15 protein-coding genes are annotated in these 15992 nt (G+C 56.4%); 14 read left to right on the forward strand and 1 reads right to left on the reverse strand.

Annotation, left to right across the window (positions count from 1 at the left end; all coding sequences use genetic code 11):
• Positions 1-178: 178 nt before the first annotated feature.
• The 13 genes from CBB62_07295 (at position 179) to CBB62_07355 (ending at position 13925) form a co-directional block, all read left to right on the forward strand.
• On the forward strand, positions 179-685 hold the full coding sequence (locus CBB62_07295; GenBank protein ID OUT42097.1) for a hypothetical protein: 507 nt from the start codon (positions 179-181) through the stop codon (positions 683-685).
• Positions 642-1568, forward strand: a complete 927-nt coding sequence (locus tag CBB62_07300) for a hypothetical protein (GenBank protein OUT42098.1) — start codon at positions 642-644, stop codon at positions 1566-1568. Before CBB62_07295 ends, CBB62_07300 begins: the two co-directional genes overlap by 44 nt.
• Before the next feature lie 35 nt (positions 1569-1603).
• On the forward strand, positions 1604-2713 hold the full coding sequence (locus tag CBB62_07305) for a Dot/Icm secretion system ATPase DotB (GenBank protein OUT42692.1): 1110 nt from the start codon (positions 1604-1606) through the stop codon (positions 2711-2713).
• Positions 2714-2980, forward strand: a complete 267-nt coding sequence (locus tag CBB62_07310; GenBank protein ID OUT42099.1) for a hypothetical protein — start codon at positions 2714-2716, stop codon at positions 2978-2980.
• A 76-nt stretch (positions 2981-3056) separates the two neighbouring features.
• Positions 3057-3299 (forward strand): hypothetical protein, encoded by a 243-nt coding sequence (locus CBB62_07315; GenBank protein ID OUT42100.1) that lies wholly within the window; start codon positions 3057-3059, stop codon positions 3297-3299.
• Positions 3296-3997 carry a hypothetical protein gene (locus tag CBB62_07320; protein ID OUT42101.1) on the forward strand — a complete coding sequence of 234 codons (702 nt, stop codon included), beginning with the start codon at positions 3296-3298 and terminating at the stop codon, positions 3995-3997. The genes CBB62_07315 and CBB62_07320 overlap by 4 nt, the downstream gene beginning before the upstream one ends.
• 12 nt (positions 3998-4009) lie before the next feature.
• Positions 4010-5701, forward strand: a complete 1692-nt coding sequence (locus tag CBB62_07325) for a hypothetical protein (protein OUT42102.1) — start codon at positions 4010-4012, stop codon at positions 5699-5701.
• A gap of 235 nt (positions 5702-5936) precedes the next feature.
• Entirely contained in the window at positions 5937-7292 is a 1356-nt protein-coding gene (locus CBB62_07330) for a hypothetical protein (protein OUT42103.1), read from the forward strand.
• On the forward strand, positions 7289-8371 hold the full coding sequence (locus CBB62_07335) for a hypothetical protein (GenBank protein OUT42104.1): 1083 nt from the start codon (positions 7289-7291) through the stop codon (positions 8369-8371). The genes CBB62_07330 and CBB62_07335 overlap by 4 nt, the downstream gene beginning before the upstream one ends.
• Positions 8372-10972 carry a hypothetical protein gene (locus tag CBB62_07340; protein ID OUT42105.1) on the forward strand — a complete coding sequence of 867 codons (2601 nt, stop codon included), beginning with the start codon at positions 8372-8374 and terminating at the stop codon, positions 10970-10972.
• 30 nt (positions 10973-11002) lie between these two features.
• Positions 11003-12076 carry a hypothetical protein gene (locus CBB62_07345; GenBank protein ID OUT42106.1) on the forward strand — a complete coding sequence of 358 codons (1074 nt, stop codon included), beginning with the start codon at positions 11003-11005 and terminating at the stop codon, positions 12074-12076.
• Positions 12077-12259: 183 nt separating this feature from the next.
• A complete protein-coding gene (locus CBB62_07350; protein OUT42107.1) occupies positions 12260-12835 on the forward strand; it encodes a hypothetical protein in 576 nt (191 codons plus the stop codon).
• A gap of 172 nt (positions 12836-13007) precedes the next feature.
• A complete protein-coding gene (locus tag CBB62_07355) occupies positions 13008-13925 on the forward strand; it encodes a hypothetical protein (GenBank protein OUT42108.1) in 918 nt (305 codons plus the stop codon).
• A gap of 48 nt (positions 13926-13973) precedes the next feature.
• Here CBB62_07355 and CBB62_07360 read toward each other — a convergent pair whose 3' ends face one another.
• On the reverse strand, positions 13974-14549 hold the full coding sequence (locus tag CBB62_07360) for a hypothetical protein (GenBank protein ID OUT42109.1): 576 nt from the start codon (positions 14547-14549) through the stop codon (positions 13974-13976).
• 365 nt (positions 14550-14914) lie between these two features.
• On the opposite strand from CBB62_07360, the gene CBB62_07365 reads away from it, so the two are divergent.
• Positions 14915-15904: a thiol:disulfide interchange protein DsbG gene (locus CBB62_07365; protein ID OUT42110.1), complete on the forward strand. Its 990-nt coding sequence runs from the start codon at positions 14915-14917 to the stop codon at positions 15902-15904.
• The last annotated feature ends 88 nt before the right edge of the window (positions 15905-15992 follow it).

Raw genomic sequence — 15992 nt, forward strand, 5'->3', positions numbered from 1 at the left:
ATCCGGCAAGCATCCGTGCGAATCGGATATTTTAAGGTCAATAACTGCACTGCACAGTGCATTCACAGCATCTTTAGTGCACGACTCGGCGACTTAATTGACAGCATGTGGCGAATTCTATCCCATCACACCATTAGTAAGGAATCCGAAGGGCGAGGCCCAAGCAGTGTCGATAAAGATGAACATGCCCCGTCAGGCGATATTGAGTGTCATGGCAACCGTCGTTCTCGCCGGTTGTACAGGCATGCCCGCACCCTTTGAAACCGCAGCGGCCATTACCCCGCCATCGGTTGTTACCACACTGGACCCGGTCTCCCAGTCATTGCTGGCAGCGGCCGAGCGCACATCCACGGCGCTCGATCGCTTGTCGCTGGTTGAACAGACCCGTACGCCGGTACCTGATCCGGGCCGGGTTTCCCAGGCACCGCCGGGTCTTGACCGCAAAGCCAATATTGACTGGAACGGCCCGCTGGCGCCGCTGGTTGCCCGTATTGCCGCCGAGGGTGGTTATGAATTCCGCACGGTTGGTGATGTACCAGCCGTACCGGTTGTTGTCGATATTACCCGTGATAACGAGACACTGGTCGAGGTGCTGCGCAATGTCGGCTATCAGGCCACTGGCCGGGCACTGGTTTCCGTAGATGTGGCCCAGCGCCGTATTGAGGTTCGCTATGGCCCGAACTGACCGCAGCCTGACCATGGCAGCCAGATCGCTTTTGACCACCGGAATGATGATTCTGGTGGCAATGCTGGTTGCTGCCTGTGGTCCTGCGGATGATCCACCGAAACTGCGGGTGGATTTGCCGGATGTGCTCGCTCCTGACCTGTCGGAACCCTATGAGTTGACGACGCTTCAGGAACTGGCGGCCGAGATTGATGACGAGGATATCGGCACCGTTCTTTATGAAGGTCTGCGGGATACCGCGCTTGCCCTCGGGGCGCAGGCCGGACTGGCGCGCAAGGCATTCCAGATCAATGCCATGCTGGATCGCCACAAGATTGAGCTCGATCGGATTTACCAGTTGCGTCGACTGGCGATTACCGCACCAAACGGGTCGATTGTCATGCCGCCGATCGTGACGGAATCCGTCGACCATTATCGGGTTTCCGGCGATGGTCAGGTGGCCTCCTCGGCCGACACCCTGTACCGCATCGTGGCACCCGGTCGAATTGTGACCACCATGCCGAACTGGCGTGATTATCTGGTGCGCAACTGGAATGAAACCGAACTGCCGGCACCTGAAATTCTGCCCAAGACTGCGGAAGAGCGGACCGTCTGGCGCCGTTTCGTTGCCGAGGGCTGGAAACAGGGTATTGCCCAGGCGGAAGCCATCTTCGATGCCGATCTTGCCCGTCTCGAGCGTGATGTTGAGGGTATGGTGCGCTATCGTTCACTGGTGGCCCAGGGCATCATTTCCGAAATGTATTTCGGCGCGGCTGATCGCGGTGTCACCGGTGGCGGTGATGAGCTGAAAATCGGCGATCGCGTTGTCCGTATTACCGTACCGGCCCGCCTGAACGAGCATCATGATACCTGGACCCCCGTTGTTGTGAGGAGCAAGCAATGAGCGGTGGTGTCAAACTCAAGAAAAAGTCGGCGATGATGCATAATGAGCCGGGGCGGCTCACCGATGATGCCATCGACGAAGTGTTCAAGTGGTGCTTCGAGATCAATGCCTCGGACATTACCTTCCAGACCGGTCAGCCGGTCTGGGCGGATGTCTATGGCCGTATCCAGCACGTGACCAAACGCTATCTCAGCCCGGCTGAGGTGGTTGATGTTCTGAACCGGATTTACGGTCCGAACGGTGCGGCCCAGATTGCCAGTGGCCGCGACATTGATATCGCCTATGAGGTGAAGGTCAGCCGAAACAGCCGCTACCGCTTCCGGATCAACGCCACCGGCGTGCTGGTTGACGGTACCGATGGCATTCAGGTGACGGCCCGTACCCTGCCGGAAGACCCGCCGAAACTGTCTTCCATGAATGTGGAGCAGGAGATCGTCGAGAACTATGCCCCGCGTCAGGGCATGGTGCTGGTCACCGGACCAACCGGCTCGGGTAAAAGTACGCTGCTGGCGGGCATGATCCGTGGTCTGGCCGAAAACAAGGACGCCAACCACAAGATCGTGACCTATGAGGCACCGATCGAATTCGTTTATGACAATGTGGCTGGTCCCTCGACCATCATTTCGCAGACCGAGATTCCGCGCCACCTGCCATCATTCGCTGCCGGTGTCCGAAACGCCCTGCGCCGTAAGCCGACCATCATTCTGGTTGGTGAGGCGCGGGATGCCGAGACCATTGCTGCCTGTGGTGAGGCAAGCCTGACTGGTCACCTTGTTTTCTCGACCGTTCACGCCAATGGTGTGGCGGAAACCATTCGTCGTATGAGCGCGGTTTTCCCCGCCGAGGAGCGTCAGGGCCGCGCCATCGATCTGATGGAATCCCTGCGGATGGTCATCACCCAGGCGTTGTTGCGGACGGTCGATGGCAACCGGGTGGCGACCCGCGAATACCTTGTTTTCGATGAGGAAGTCCGTGACCGCATGCTCCAGCATGATGTGGATGACTGGCCTGAGGCGACCCGGACGCTGCTGCGTGAACGCGGCCAGACCATGGAGATGGCGGCGCGCAAGGTTTTCGAGCAAGGCATTATCGACGAGCGGACCTTCAATCTGGTTTCCGCGCGCGCAGAGGCAGGGGGGCACTAGATGGCGCATTGGCGTGACACCATGCGACCCATGCGGTTCTTCGGGATTGATGCCCGGGCCAGTGCACCGCTGCTGTTCTTTGTCATGAATATCGAGGTGTGGACATTCATTCTGGCGGTCGGAACCGCAATTCTGTTCACGTTTCTGGAGCGCAAGGGATTGACCGTACCGGCGGCTATCAGGGCTGGCCGGGCCTGGATTGCCGGGGAGGTGAGACCGGCGGTGCCATGGTGGGAAAAGCGGCGATTGGTTGATTATCGGAAGTAACGAGGGCAGGGGCCGAAAGGTCCGTGTTTCAGACAATGAATAACAGGCGAAACCGGAGAGATAGCAAGGTAGCGCTATGAGCAAACGAGTAGTCATTCATCTTCGGCCCGATGTGCCGGTCGAATGTGATTTTCTGGATGCCTATGCGGCCATGCCGCGCCGGGCTGAATGGGTCAGACGCACATTGTTGCGTGGCTTCGTTGAGGAGCAGAGACGCAGAACCAGTGATGATGATCCCTATGAAGGTGCCGCCATGCTCGGCACGGTATTAAGCGGCCTGAACATGAGTGCCGAATTGAATGAAGAGGACGGACAATGATGCGCACAACAAATCTACGCTCAGGGGCGACAGCTCTTGCCGTCATTCTCGCAATGTCATTTGCTACGGATGTGGCCATGGCCGGGTTCGAGATCGTTGATCGTCCACCGGAGCCGATCGGCGGTACCGGTGAGGATGAGGCGCTGGTCGAGGGCTTCGGCAAGGACCTGCCGCTTGATCTTGTGGTCGCACAGGTTGTGCCACCACGGTTTCAGGTTGTCTTCGAGTTTGATGTGGATCGTACAGCGACAACCTCATGGGCCGGTGGCCGTCCATGGCGGGATGTGCTGACGGAAGCCATTGCGCCGCTTGGGCTGTCTTTTGTCGAGGACGGGCAGGGCAGCCTGATGGTCGTCCGGGCAGCACCACGGGTGGCAACGCCGGAAGAGCAGGCGCTGGCAGCCTTCGGTGAGGGCACCATGGCCGGGCCTGAGGAAGTGCCGGCATGGACCGCACTCGGTGGCTCGACCTTGCGCCAGACGCTGGATGAATGGAGCGGTCAGTCAGGTTGGGTAATCGCCTGGGAAACCGAGCTCGATTATCCAATGAAGGCATCAGCCGAGTTCTATGGCGATTTCGAAACCGCTGCGGGCAATCTGATCCGGGCATTCTCCCGGGCACAGCCACCGGTTCGGGCAACAGTATTCAAGGGTAACCGCGTCATCGTCGTCACCAGTGGCGAAGATCGGCAAGACTAAGGAACGAATAACATGATTTCGCATAATTTCCTGAGAACAGCACTGGGCGCACTGGCCGCCACCGTTGTTCTGACCGGTTGCCAGGCATTCAACGCAGCCGAGGTATCCATGCAGGTCGATGCGGCGGAAGCCCGTGTCACCATGGATCGCTTCGTCGAGCGCCCGGGGCCGTTGCGCGCACCGGATACCGTGCAGACCGTTGATGGTATCTGGCTCGGTGGCAGCAGTGTCCGGGTGGCCAAGGGCGATCCATTGCCTAGATCGACAGAAATGGTGACGCTGATTTCAGCTGAGCCGCTCGGTATGCAGGATATCGCAACCGAGATTACCACCCTGACCGGCATTCCGGTGATTGTGGATTTCGATGCCGGTCTCGGCGGCGGATTGGCACCTTTGCCAACGGTTGCGCCCGATGCGCCGCCATCACTTGAAACCGCTGCAGGTGGTTTTGCCCCGGCTGCTGACCCATTTGCCGGCGGTGGCAACTTTGTTGCGCCCTCATCCGATACGATCCAGCTGTCCTATTCCGGTCCGCTGGGCGGATTGCTTGACCTGCTCAGCACGCGGTTCAATGTTTCCTGGGAATACAGGAACAGTGCGATCCGGTTCTATGAGATGGAAAGCCGGGTCTTTACCCTTTATGCGCTCTCTGCCCTGATGGATACCTCATCAACGGTTGGCACGGAAGCCGAGGGTGATGGTGATACCGGTGGTTTCTCACTGAGTTCCGGTGTTGACGCCTCATTCAGTATCGCAGTTGATATGTTCAACGAAGTGGCCCAGCAGGTCGCTGATATTGTCGGTGGTGGCGGATCTCTTGCGGTGTCGCCATCTTCAGGCACAATCTCAGTGAATGCGCGTCCGCATGTTCTGGAGAAGGTCCAGCGCTTTATTGACGAGCAGAATGAACGTCTGTCCCGTCAGATTGCCCTGCATGTTCAGGTGCTCGCTGTAGAGCTTGACCAGAATGACGGTTTTGAGTTTGATCCCACTTTCTTCCTGACCAATGCACTCGATTTTTCGATTGCCAGCCCATTGGCTGAGGGTCTGACCGGTGAAGAGGGGACGATCTCGGCGATTGTCCTGGACCCGATAGCCGGTGGTAGCGAGAACCTCGACAATATTGCCGGGTCAACGCTGCAGGCGAGAGCCCTGGCACGGGAAGAGAAGGCAACGGTGGTCAACTCAACCAATCTGGTAACAATTAACGGTATTCCTGTGCCGTTCCAGCAGGTCAACCAGACGCGCTTCATTGCGGAAGTGACCGAGGAACGTGAGACAACGGACGTCGGGGTCAATGTCACGACCACAACCGAAGTGGAAGATCTGGTTACCGGGTTCTCGATTGCCATGACGCCTCGCATTATTGCCGATGGCGGCGTGCTGTTGAATTACTCGATCAACATCAGTGATCTGGTCTCCTTAGTTCAGCAAAACCTTGGAGAGTCAGGGTCTTTCGTTCAAATCCCCAGTGTTGATGTAACCTCATTCCTGCAGCAGGCCATTCTCAGAAGCGGTCAGACTTTGGCTTTGGCTGGATTTGAGCAGGCTGGGAACAATACGGTCGAGGTTGGTCAGGGCGTACCAGAAAACGTTGCGCTCGGTGGTTCGAAACAGGGTGAGGTTACACGCTCTATCACTCTGGTATTGATCACGCCGAAAATCGTCAATTCCAAGGATTTGCTGAGAGGTAACCTGCTCTAGGCAGCACCTGTAACAGTCATCTGAAGTATGAGAAGGAGGGGGCAACCCCTCCTTTTTCTTTGTGGCACAAGCGGTGTCCTCACGTACCACTTGCGTATGAAGGTGTTGTCAAAACGACTCTGTTGACGTGTGCCGCAAGGGGCTTTTCACATTTTTACGTCCAGTGTGGCGTCCTGACCTGCTATATTGTGAATTACTCAGGTGGGCTAAAAGGCCTGAGCTAACGGGGAAAGCTATGCAGGACAGCGAAAAGTCCGGGGTCATTCAGGTTGGCGATATGGAATATGCCGTTGGCATGTTCTGGCAGACCGCCGAAGATCCCAAGTCAGCAAAGCGCGAGGCGAAGCTTGCGGCGAAGCAGGAGGTTAATCCTGCTGACCTGTTTGTTATGCGCGAAGGCTTCGTCGCCCAATGGGCAATTGGCTGGACCAGTTCCGGCCACAAGAAAGATATGCCCGCTGCCGCCGCCTGTCTGGCTGAGGCGCTTACCGGTAACTGGCTTGGTGTTTTTGAGGTCAATGGCGGCTGGTGGTTCGTTGCTTCCCGTCGTGACGCTATCCTGCCTGACGGCGACATGCTCTATGAGGATGAGGATGAGCCGCGCACCCGTTTTGAAACCGAGTTCGTCCGTGGTGGCTGGGATCGGGTGTTCACCCCGGAAGAGTGGGGTATGGGGGCGGATGCCACGCCGCTCGAGGAATTGCTGGAAGGGCATGATGAGCCCAAGCTTTCCTATCTCAACGACTTTTTCACCCGATTGCCGAAAACGGTCAAGGTGGCCGGTGTGGCTGCTGTGGTTGGTGTCTGCATCATGGGTTATGTGGGCGTTCAGGTATATGAGGGCATTGTTGCTGAGCAGCGTGCCGAGGAAGAGCGCCTAGCGGCCCAGCAACGAGCAGCTATGATGGCAAGGCTTGAGGCTGAGCGACTTGAAAAAGAACGGCTGGCGGCGGCAAGGCGTCTCGAGCGGGTTGATCGTGTATGGGAAAATGCACCGCTGCCCTCGGACTGGGTTGTCGCCTGTGCTACGGCACTAGATAAGCTGTCGGTTCAAGTGGCCGGTTGGGATTTGCAGTCAATCGGTTGCTCGGGTGGTGGTGCTTCCGCACGCTGGAGCCGCGGGATAGGTGGGTCGATTGCCTCGGCGCAATATAGTCTCAACGGAATTGCCCGTCCGGCCATCGGTGCCAGTGGCGAGGTTATGAACGCGTCGGTTCCCTTGCAGGGCCTTGATGCGCGCGGAGCTGAAACGGCTTGGAAAATGCCGTTGATCCGTGAAAATTTTCTTGAGCTGTTTCAGGGGATTGATGCAGGGGTGACGCTTGAGCAGGTAGCTCGGCCGCCCAAGCCGCCGGATGAGGATCTGGAGGCGCCGCGGCCACGTCCGCCAGCTCATTTTACCTTCAGGTTTGCGAGCGAGGTGCCGCCTCTTGCCTGGGCCAGTGTTTTTGAGCGTTTTCCGGGGATGATTGTCGATAATATCGGTTTCTCGATTGGCGGTAGGAATTGGCAATATTCCGGCCGGGTCTATGAGGATTTGACGGATGAGGAAGTCCAGCAGCAGAATGCATTATTGGAAGGTCAGTCATGAAGAATAAGCCAAATTTTGTCCTGAACGGGATTGTATTGGGGGTCGCCTCGGTTGCCTTGGTCGCGCCTTTCGAGGTCCGCGCCCAGCAGGCGGGTTCGCAGTTTGCGCCCGATCCATCGGTTTTTGAGCAACTGACGGATATGCAACGCCAGATTTCGCTGCTTGAGCGTGAGGTTTTGCTTGAGGATCTCAAGCTGCGCCGCCGCGAGCTGGATATCCAGATGCAGGCTCTGGAACGTGAAGCCACCGATCGTGAACTTGAGCGCGAACGGCTGCAGCGTGTGGAGCGTGAGGAAAGCGAGAAAGAACGTCTCGAGATCGAGCGGCAGGAAGCAATCCGCCGGGCGGAGGAAGATTTGCGTATTTCCGAGCTTCGTGCGGAGCGTGAAGCAATCCTGAGGTCTATTGAAATTGCCTCGGAAGAGGAAGAGGCGGCGGCACGGGCTGCCATGGAGCCTGACCCTGAGCCGGAGTCTGAGGATGATGAGGATGGTGTCCGGGTTGTGCCGAGCAATCAGGTACAACGTGTGTCTCGACTTGAGTCATCACAGCAGCAAAACCTGATTGTGACGCCTTCGGCACAGGCGGCGTCCTCAACCATCCCAGCCGCCCAGCCGGGTAGCAATTTTGAGACTGATCTTGGTGCTCTGGCGGATATGCTCGGTGTCCCGACGCCGCAGCCAATCCAGGCACCGGCAGAGATCGAGGTTGAAGCTGAACCAGAGCCGGAGCCGGAGCCGATTGCACCGGTTGTACGCAAGTTGAAGGGCGTGAATGGCCTGTTGACCGCAACGCTGGTTATTGATGGCGGTGGTGTGGTTGACGTGACAGAAGGTGACCGCATTCCCGGTGACTGGAAGATTGTCTCAATCGTTCCTGGTACGGTTATGGCGCGCCACAAGGATGCTGATGAGGATACCCGGCTCGCCTTTGGTACCCGCGTGGCCATGGCAGCAGGTGCTGCTCCCATGATGTCTATGCAGCCACAGGAAGTGGTGCCCACCGGCCCATCATTGTCTGGTGGCTTCAACCCTATTGGAACAAGTCCATTACCGGTTCCGACTTTTTCAGGGTTTTAAATGTCGAATCCCTTTGTTGAAAGGCTGCTAGGCCCTAAAGCCAAAGGGCTGAAATCAAGCAAATCTGCTGTTAAAAAACCGGCAGAGAAAACGCTTGCGCCCAATGCTGACCAAGCAGCCTCAACAAAGGTGCCAGGCAGAGAGCCGGAAAAAACAACGACAGGCACTGTCCTGTCCGACGCAATCAATGCTTCTGCCCATGCCAGCCAGACAGATACGTCATCAGCGGTATCGGCAGCAGCACCATTGAATGAGCCGATAGATTTTGGCATCGATGAAATTGAGTTTGAGCTGGGGCTGACCAGTGATGCTGACGCCATGGCGCCGCCAAGTATCCAGAATGCAGCAGATCAATCAAAGGTCACAGCTGCTGATAAACCAGCGAAATCAAAAGCGGTAAGTGCCGATGCATTAAAGACAGCAGAAACGGTTGTGGCTGCTGCATCGGACAAGATATCTGCATCGGACAAGGGCAAAGCGCCGAAAGTAACATCGACGAAGGCGGAAAAAGTTACTGACACCAATATGCCGAAGGGCGCTGAAAAGGCTGAGCCGGCTGAGGGCAAGTCAGGTAAGGAGCAGGTAAAAGGGCAGGACGACAAACAACAGGTTCGGCTCCATGCGGTTGAGCAGGAAAACAGGGGCGGAGATCACGAAAAAACGACAACCAAACCTGCTGCAATGCCGCCGTCAGAGAAAAAGATGGTTTCATCCAATGCAGACAAGCATAATGAAAGGCAATCGGACGGGCAAAAAACTGACGTAAAGGCTGCGAAGGAAGCTACTGTTTCTAAATTGAAAAAAGCAGACGACCCCACAACGGCAGGAGGTGAGGCTACAGGCGCTGGGCAAACGGCGGCCAAGGACAAGCCTAAATCCATGCCTGCGCGCAAGCCATCCAAGGCTGCGGAATTGATTGCGGCCAAAAAAGCTGAAATGGCGAAAGTCGGGGGCTCGCCGAATGCTGCCCGTAAGCCGACCGAGACAGTACAATCACCCAAACCGGAAAAGCCTGCCAAGAAGGTTAGCGAACTGACGCCGGAAGAGATTCTGGCAATGGTCGAGGAAGCAGGTTCACTGCTGACCGGACCGGGTGGGGCATATGAACGACGCCCGGAACAGCGCGAATTGATGGCGCTGTTCGAGAACGGCCTGTTCCTGGTCTCGAAATCCCACATGGATGATCCGCATGTCGTCTCTTTTGCCGGTTTGCTCCGGCGCAAGGGGATGACCATCAATCTGATCCCGTGCGATATCGCCCTGCTGACAAAGTGCTACGAAAGCGGTGGTGATAACGAAAATCAGGTCATGAAGGCCGATGACGAAGCCACATCGATGCAGCGGGAGATTGTGCGCTTTATTGCCGAATGCGCGCGCCTGAAGGCCAGTGATGCCCATGTGGTTGTGTCACACGGTTCAGCTATTGTCCGGCTGCGTATTGATGGTGTCCTGAAGGACTTTGTTGAATGGCGGGCGGCCTATGGGTCCGATTTCTGTGCTGCTGCCTTTGCCATGGCCGACGCCTCGGATGCCAGTTACCAGCCCTATGAATATCAGGCAGCCCGTATTTCCGATACCAGTGTGCGCCTGCCCGGCGGTGTGCAGGCGCTGCGATTGCAGTTCAATCCGCTGTCCTATGGCGGTCGACACATGGTTGCCCGTTTCCTGTATCGCACACAGGGCATTGTCGGTGATGTGGATACGCTGGGTTATGCTGAAAAGCAGGTGACATCGATCAAGCGTATGCGCGCGGTGCCTATGGGGATCAACATTGTTGCGGGCCCGACCGGTTCCGGTAAATCAACAACCCTGCAGCGTATTCTCAGCACCCTGATGATTGAGCGCAAGAACGAGATTGCGACCTTTACGGTTGAGGATCCGCCCGAGTACGTCATTGAGGGCGCACAGCAGATGCCGGTGACCAACGCCAATACGGCGGAGGAACGGAAGGAAAAGTTCAACGCGGCCATTCGGGCCTCGCTCCGCTCCGACCCTGACGTCATCATGATCGGTGAGATTCGGGATGAGGAGAGCGCCAAGCTCGCCTTCGAAGCGGCAATGACCGGTCACCAGGTCTGGGCGACCCTGCACGCGGTTGACTGTCTGACCATTATCAGCCGTCTGCGTGATATCGGCGTTGATGAGTTCAAGCTCTATGACCCTGCGGTATTCACCGGACTGGTCGGCCAGCGTCTGACACGGGCGCTGTGTGATGATTGCAAGGTTCCATTCATGACTGCCCGTGAGAAGGGCGAGGTGGATGACGAGCTGTGGGAGCGCACGCTTGAGGTCTACAATCGTGACCTGGAAGGCATTTATACCGAAGGTCCCGGCTGTCCGAAATGCAGTGGTACCGGTGTTACCGGTCGTTCCGTTGTTGCCGAGGTTCTGTTGCCCGATGACGGGTTGATGGAGCTTATGAAGCAGGAGAAGAAGGTTGCGGCGCGACAGCACTGGGTGCAGAATCTCAATGGTATCACCATGATGGGCCACGGTATTCTGAAGATCAAAGCCGGGGTCTGTAGCCCATACGAGATCGAGCGTATGCTTGGTCCACTGGAGCTTGATCAGGCACGGGTAAGCAAGGTTGCTGCTGAATAGGTTCAGCACGGCAAAATGGAAGATTGATCGATGGCATCCTCACTTGAAGTCGGTTTCGCAAAATTCATGGTCGGGGCGAAAGATCGTCTCCGGCTGTACAAGAAGATTGCCGGACTGCTGTCCAACGGTGTCTCCTTGCAGGCAGCGCTTGATGTTCTCTGGGATCAGGCAGCCAAGGGCGGCAAGGCCAAGGGCGCACCATTGGCAATTGCGATCGACCAGTGGCGAAGCGCGTACCGTAACGGTAAGCCGTTCGGCCAAGCGCTTGATGGCTGGGCCCCTCTGGGCGAACGGATGCTGGTTGAAGCAGGAGAGACCGGTAGCCGTCTTGATGAAGCGCTGTTGAACGTGATCAAGCTGGCTGAGAGTTCGCAGGCAATTAAAGGTGCCATCGTTGGTGGTCTTGCCTATCCGGGCGTTCTGCTGCTTATGCTTGGTGGTATGTTGTATCTGTTCGGTGTGCAGGTGATCCCGTCATTTGGCCAGCTGCTGCCGCCTGAACAGTGGACCGGAATGGCTGCCGGGATGCGGATCATGGCAATTATCGCCAATGGTTATCTGGTGCCTATTGCGATCGGGCTGGTTGTCTTTGTTATTGTATTCTCGATTACGGCACCGCGCTGGACCGGTCGGGTCAGGGTGTTTTTTGACAAAATTCCACCATGGTCGATTTATCGACTGGTACAGGGGGGCGGTTTTCTTATGGCTATCGCGGCACTCGTCACGATCGGTGTTTCTGTTCCAGAGGTGCTCCGGAAACTGCGTCGCAACTCAACGCCATATTTGCGTGAGCGTATTGATAGCGCACTCAGATATGTGAACTCGGGCGCCAACCTCGGTGATGCCCTGCACCGGGGGAAATATGGCTTCCCTGATCCGGTTATCGTCGAGGATCTCCGCATTTATGCCTCATTGTCCTCTTTCGACGAAAGTCTGAAGGCGGTTGCGAATGAGTGGATTGAGACCGGTGTTGACCAGATCAAGGGACAGGCAAAAGTCCTGAATACGCTTGCTATCCTGTTGATCGGTATAACAATTATGACCCTGCTCGGCGGATTGTTCGATTTGCAGGGGCAGATTACCAGCGCCGCAAGCGGGATGTAGGCCGCATAGTTTGGGCGCTTTTGTCAAATGTGGCAAAAATGTGTCTTAATTATGATCTGAAACACTTTCAATCTGCATTGGAACTTGCTATAAAACAATTACGGGTGTGTTCTTTCCCGGATCAAAATAAACGCTGATGGGGGCGTTTGTTACATTTACAACCCGATCATTTGATAATGATCGATGGAGGTAGGGATAATGACTTCAATCAAATCAGTCAGCCTTGGTGCCAAGCGTCGTGCTCGTCAGGCTGGTCTTACTCTCGCCGAGACGCTTCTCGTTCTCGCTATCGGTGCTCTTGCCATCGTTGGTGGTACGCTGCTTTATCTGCAGGCTACCGCTGGCAACAAGCTGAACACCGGTATCAACCAGTTCGTGACACTGCAGTCCGGTATCCGCTCGCTTTATGCGGGACAGTCTACCTATGGTGGCTTGGACAATGACCTGATGACGGATTCCAATGCTGCGCCATCTGACATGGTCGTGGGCGATGGCGATATCCGTAACGCTTGGGGCGGGGATGTTACCGTTGCTTCAATCAGTTCAGACAATCAGTTCACCATCACCTTTGACGCAGTGCCAAACAATGCTTGTGTCAAGCTGTCTACTTTGAACCCTGGCGGTTCTGGTGGTTCAGGTCTGGCTGAAATCAGTGCAGGCGGTAACGTTTTGAGCGTTCCTGTTTCAACTGCATCTGCTGTTACTGCTTGTAATAGTGGTGCTACTGATTCGAACACCATCATCTGGACCTTCAACTAATCCAGATCGATTGTTTTCTGAAACACCCCGCTTCGGCGGGGTGTTTTGTTTTGGGCGCGCGTCAGGTGATGAAATGAACCTGCATGTGCTTTGCGCTTGATCCGCCGGTCGGGGCAGGTAGCATAGGGGCAGATTGTTTCGTCAGCCTGAAGTCACCCCCTGAAGCCACTCTATGAAACTGCGCGATTTAGCCTTTTCCGACCTTTATATCAGCGTTGATTGTGAGGCATTCCTGCGGGGGGTGCCCGGTGAGCTCGGGATTGTCGCGCCGCCGGAGATGGTGGCGCCCGATCTGATCGGCCTTCATGCGGTTCTGTCGGTTTCGGCCCGTGACCGTGCGGAGTTTTCCGTTCGTTATGACGGCGTGGTTTATCGCGTCAGCAATATTTCATCCCAGCAGGGCCGCTGGTGGGTTTGTCGCCGTGGCATGACCCGCGTGCCCAATGTTGCCGAACTGGGGGTTGCCCCAAATCTTACCGATCTGATGGTATCGCTGGCCCAGGATCGCGGGCTGTTCCTGATCTGTGGGCCGAGCGGGCAGGGGAAATCCACCACGGCTGCGGCCATGATGGCCAGCTGGCTCAATACCTTTGGTGATGTCGGGGTTGCGATCGAGAACCCGCCCGAGGCACCGCTTGAGGGGCCTCATGGCGATGCCGGCTGGTGTTTCCAGATCGATGCCGAGGATAACCGGATTGGCGAGGCGGTTGCCCAGTCACGTCGCTGGCGGCCGAAATTCATGTATCTGGGGGAAATCACCACCGCTGACATCGCGGTTCAGGCAGCACGTTGCGCCTCAAGCCAGATGGCTGTTGTCACCACCCTCTACGCCTCAACCCTGCGTGACGGTATCGAGGCGTTCCTGAGGCTGGTGGAAGAGAAGGAAGGTGAGGCGGGCCGTCAACTGGTGTCCGAATGCCTGACCATGTGCATCTATCAGCGCATTGCCGGTGATCCGCGTCGTCTGGGGATGGAGGTACTGCTCCCCACCAAGAAGCCGGATGATCTTATCCGTGCGATGATCCGCTCCGGTGACTTTTCCGACATTGCTGATTACGTGCGCACGACCGGTCAGAAGAAAGCCGGTTAGGCTAGGCTTCAAATAGCTCTGATTGGTATAGGGCAGCGCCGGTCCAGATCAGCGCCGATGGGCGCCGGGCTTGAACGACATGTCGAACCGGGCATCGGCTTTTTTCTGCACATCAATGCCAAGGCTTGGATTAAGCCGTTCAGTGATCATCGCCAGCATATGGTCGGCATATTTGACGGCCGAGCGGGCATCGGCCTCAGTGTAGTATTCCGAGGGCACCACAGTACCGACGGCGAGCAGGGACAGGTCCTGTTCCTTCTGCAATACCCGCATGATTGGTGCCATGGAGGCGTCCTCACCACCGCGCGGTGGTGCATCCTCGGCAATGCACTTGCCGGGAATATCAACCCGTTCATTGACCAGCAGGGCGAGGGTGGCAAAGTCGACGATGGTGCGGCTTTCCTTGACCACATCGGCATGGCAGCCGAGTTGCATCAGCGGTTCGATAACCACGTCGCGACGGATGGTTGCCCGGCGCAGATAGTCGGTTGAAATATCGTCGCGTTTGTTGGAGGCAAAACGGATCGCGCCACCGATATTGGACGCGGTCTTGTGTCCGCCATCAGGGCCATCCTGACCGGCGAAGGTTTTGTTGTCACCAAAAGGCGGGATATCCTGAACCAAAGAGGTGCCCCCAAAGCATTGATTTCAGAATTGAACTGCCGAGGCGGTTCAAATCATCCTCACTCATGTGATGGTACCTGCCTGCCTGTATGGCCACACGAATGAGATTTGTTACGGCAAATATGGAATAGCTATATTTCCAGTTCAAATTATACGCCAATAATTCCGACAATGACCAGAAAACTCTTGGTTTGTTTGCCTTGTGAAACGCTGACAGCAATTTTTCCGGAGAAACACAATTCCGTGAAGCTTTGCCGCGTTGCCTGAATGACCATGCGATCCGGTCATTTATATGATAAAACTTTAGGCAATTTTCCGGGTTGATTTCTGGGCTGATTTTTTGGGGTTTGATTTAGGGGATATTGATGTCGAAAGAGTTATTGCAATCTGTTGCCCGTGGAGCCTTGTTCAGCGTCGTTGCCATGGGACTCGTCTCCCTGACGCCGATATCCGCTGTGGCACAGGACGCTGGCACCAGTCCGAATGGACAGGTTCAGGTGCCGCCGGCTTCCGCTACACAGGACATTCCGGGTGTCGATCCGAAGGCACTGGTTGATGGTCCGTTGAGCCCTGATGCGCCAGCCCTGCAATATCTGCGCTCACGCGGCAACGTGCTTCGTTTCATGGGGCGTCTGCATGGGCTCGATGCGTATTTTGCCAAGGCGGCAAATGGCAGTATCCAGACATTCTATATCAGCCCCGATGGCAATGCTGCGATTGCTGGTCTGATGTTCAATATTCAGGGGCAGAACATCACCATGGGGCAGGTGACGTCTTTGCTGCAGAGTGATCCTGCCGCCCTTGCGGACGCCAATACACTGCTGGACACTTCCGAACAGGCCAATGCAGCCAAGGCACCATTAACGCCACAGCAGCAGCAGGCCAAGGCCGAGGCCGTCCTGAATGTTGTCGACCGGACCAACTGGTTCCGTCTCGGTGTTGAGGATGCACCTGTCGTCTATATGGTGCATGATCCGAACTGCCCATGGTGTGAGCGGGCCATGCAGTATCTGGCGCCACAGATCGCACAGGGCCAGATCCAGCTGCGTGTGATCCCGGTCGGTCTGCTGGCCGATACCAGCCTTGCCAAGGCCGCCGCGATCATTTCCGCGCCCAATCCGGGTGAGGCGCTGCAACGCTATGAAGGCCGGGCGAAGTCACCGCCACCAGCCCAGACCGTATCGCAGGACGCCATCCTGCTGATCCGGCAGAACGAGCAATTCACCCGTGACTATGAGCTCGAGGGAACGCCGCATTTCGTATTCCGCGGCTTTGACGGTATTCCACGCATCATTCGCGGTATGCCGCGCAATATGCCGGGTGATCTGATCCGTCTGGTTCGTGGCGGCGCGTAAGGCAGCGCAACCGGATTTCAGACATGAAAAAACGCGGTGCCAGACAGCACCGCGTTTTTGCTTTTGGGATCAGTCTGCAGGTTGGATA

This window comes from Micavibrio sp. TMED2 (assembly GCA_002168225.1).
Classification (GTDB): domain Bacteria; phylum Pseudomonadota; class Alphaproteobacteria; order TMED2; family TMED2; genus TMED2.

Bases quoted from the DNA above. Each gene is read 5' to 3' on its own strand.
- CBB62_07295 (OUT42097.1), top strand. From the start codon at position 179: ATGAACATGCCCCGTCAGGCGATATTGAGTGTCATGGCAACCGTCGTT.
- CBB62_07300 (OUT42098.1), top strand. From the start codon at position 642: ATGTGGCCCAGCGCCGTATTGAGGTTCGCTATGGCCCGAACTGACCGC.
- CBB62_07305 (OUT42692.1), top strand. From the start codon at position 1,604: ATGCATAATGAGCCGGGGCGGCTCACCGATGATGCCATCGACGAAGTG.
- CBB62_07310 (OUT42099.1), top strand. From the start codon at position 2,714: ATGGCGCATTGGCGTGACACCATGCGACCCATGCGGTTCTTCGGGATT.
- CBB62_07315 (OUT42100.1), top strand. From the start codon at position 3,057: ATGAGCAAACGAGTAGTCATTCATCTTCGGCCCGATGTGCCGGTCGAA.
- CBB62_07320 (OUT42101.1), top strand. From the start codon at position 3,296: ATGATGCGCACAACAAATCTACGCTCAGGGGCGACAGCTCTTGCCGTC.
- CBB62_07325 (OUT42102.1), top strand. From the start codon at position 4,010: ATGATTTCGCATAATTTCCTGAGAACAGCACTGGGCGCACTGGCCGCC.
- CBB62_07330 (OUT42103.1), top strand. From the start codon at position 5,937: ATGCAGGACAGCGAAAAGTCCGGGGTCATTCAGGTTGGCGATATGGAA.
- CBB62_07335 (OUT42104.1), top strand. From the start codon at position 7,289: ATGAAGAATAAGCCAAATTTTGTCCTGAACGGGATTGTATTGGGGGTC.
- CBB62_07340 (OUT42105.1), top strand. From the start codon at position 8,372: ATGTCGAATCCCTTTGTTGAAAGGCTGCTAGGCCCTAAAGCCAAAGGG.
- CBB62_07345 (OUT42106.1), top strand. From the start codon at position 11,003: ATGGCATCCTCACTTGAAGTCGGTTTCGCAAAATTCATGGTCGGGGCG.
- CBB62_07350 (OUT42107.1), top strand. From the start codon at position 12,260: ATGGAGGTAGGGATAATGACTTCAATCAAATCAGTCAGCCTTGGTGCC.
- CBB62_07355 (OUT42108.1), top strand. From the start codon at position 13,008: ATGAAACTGCGCGATTTAGCCTTTTCCGACCTTTATATCAGCGTTGAT.
- CBB62_07365 (OUT42110.1), top strand. From the start codon at position 14,915: ATGTCGAAAGAGTTATTGCAATCTGTTGCCCGTGGAGCCTTGTTCAGC.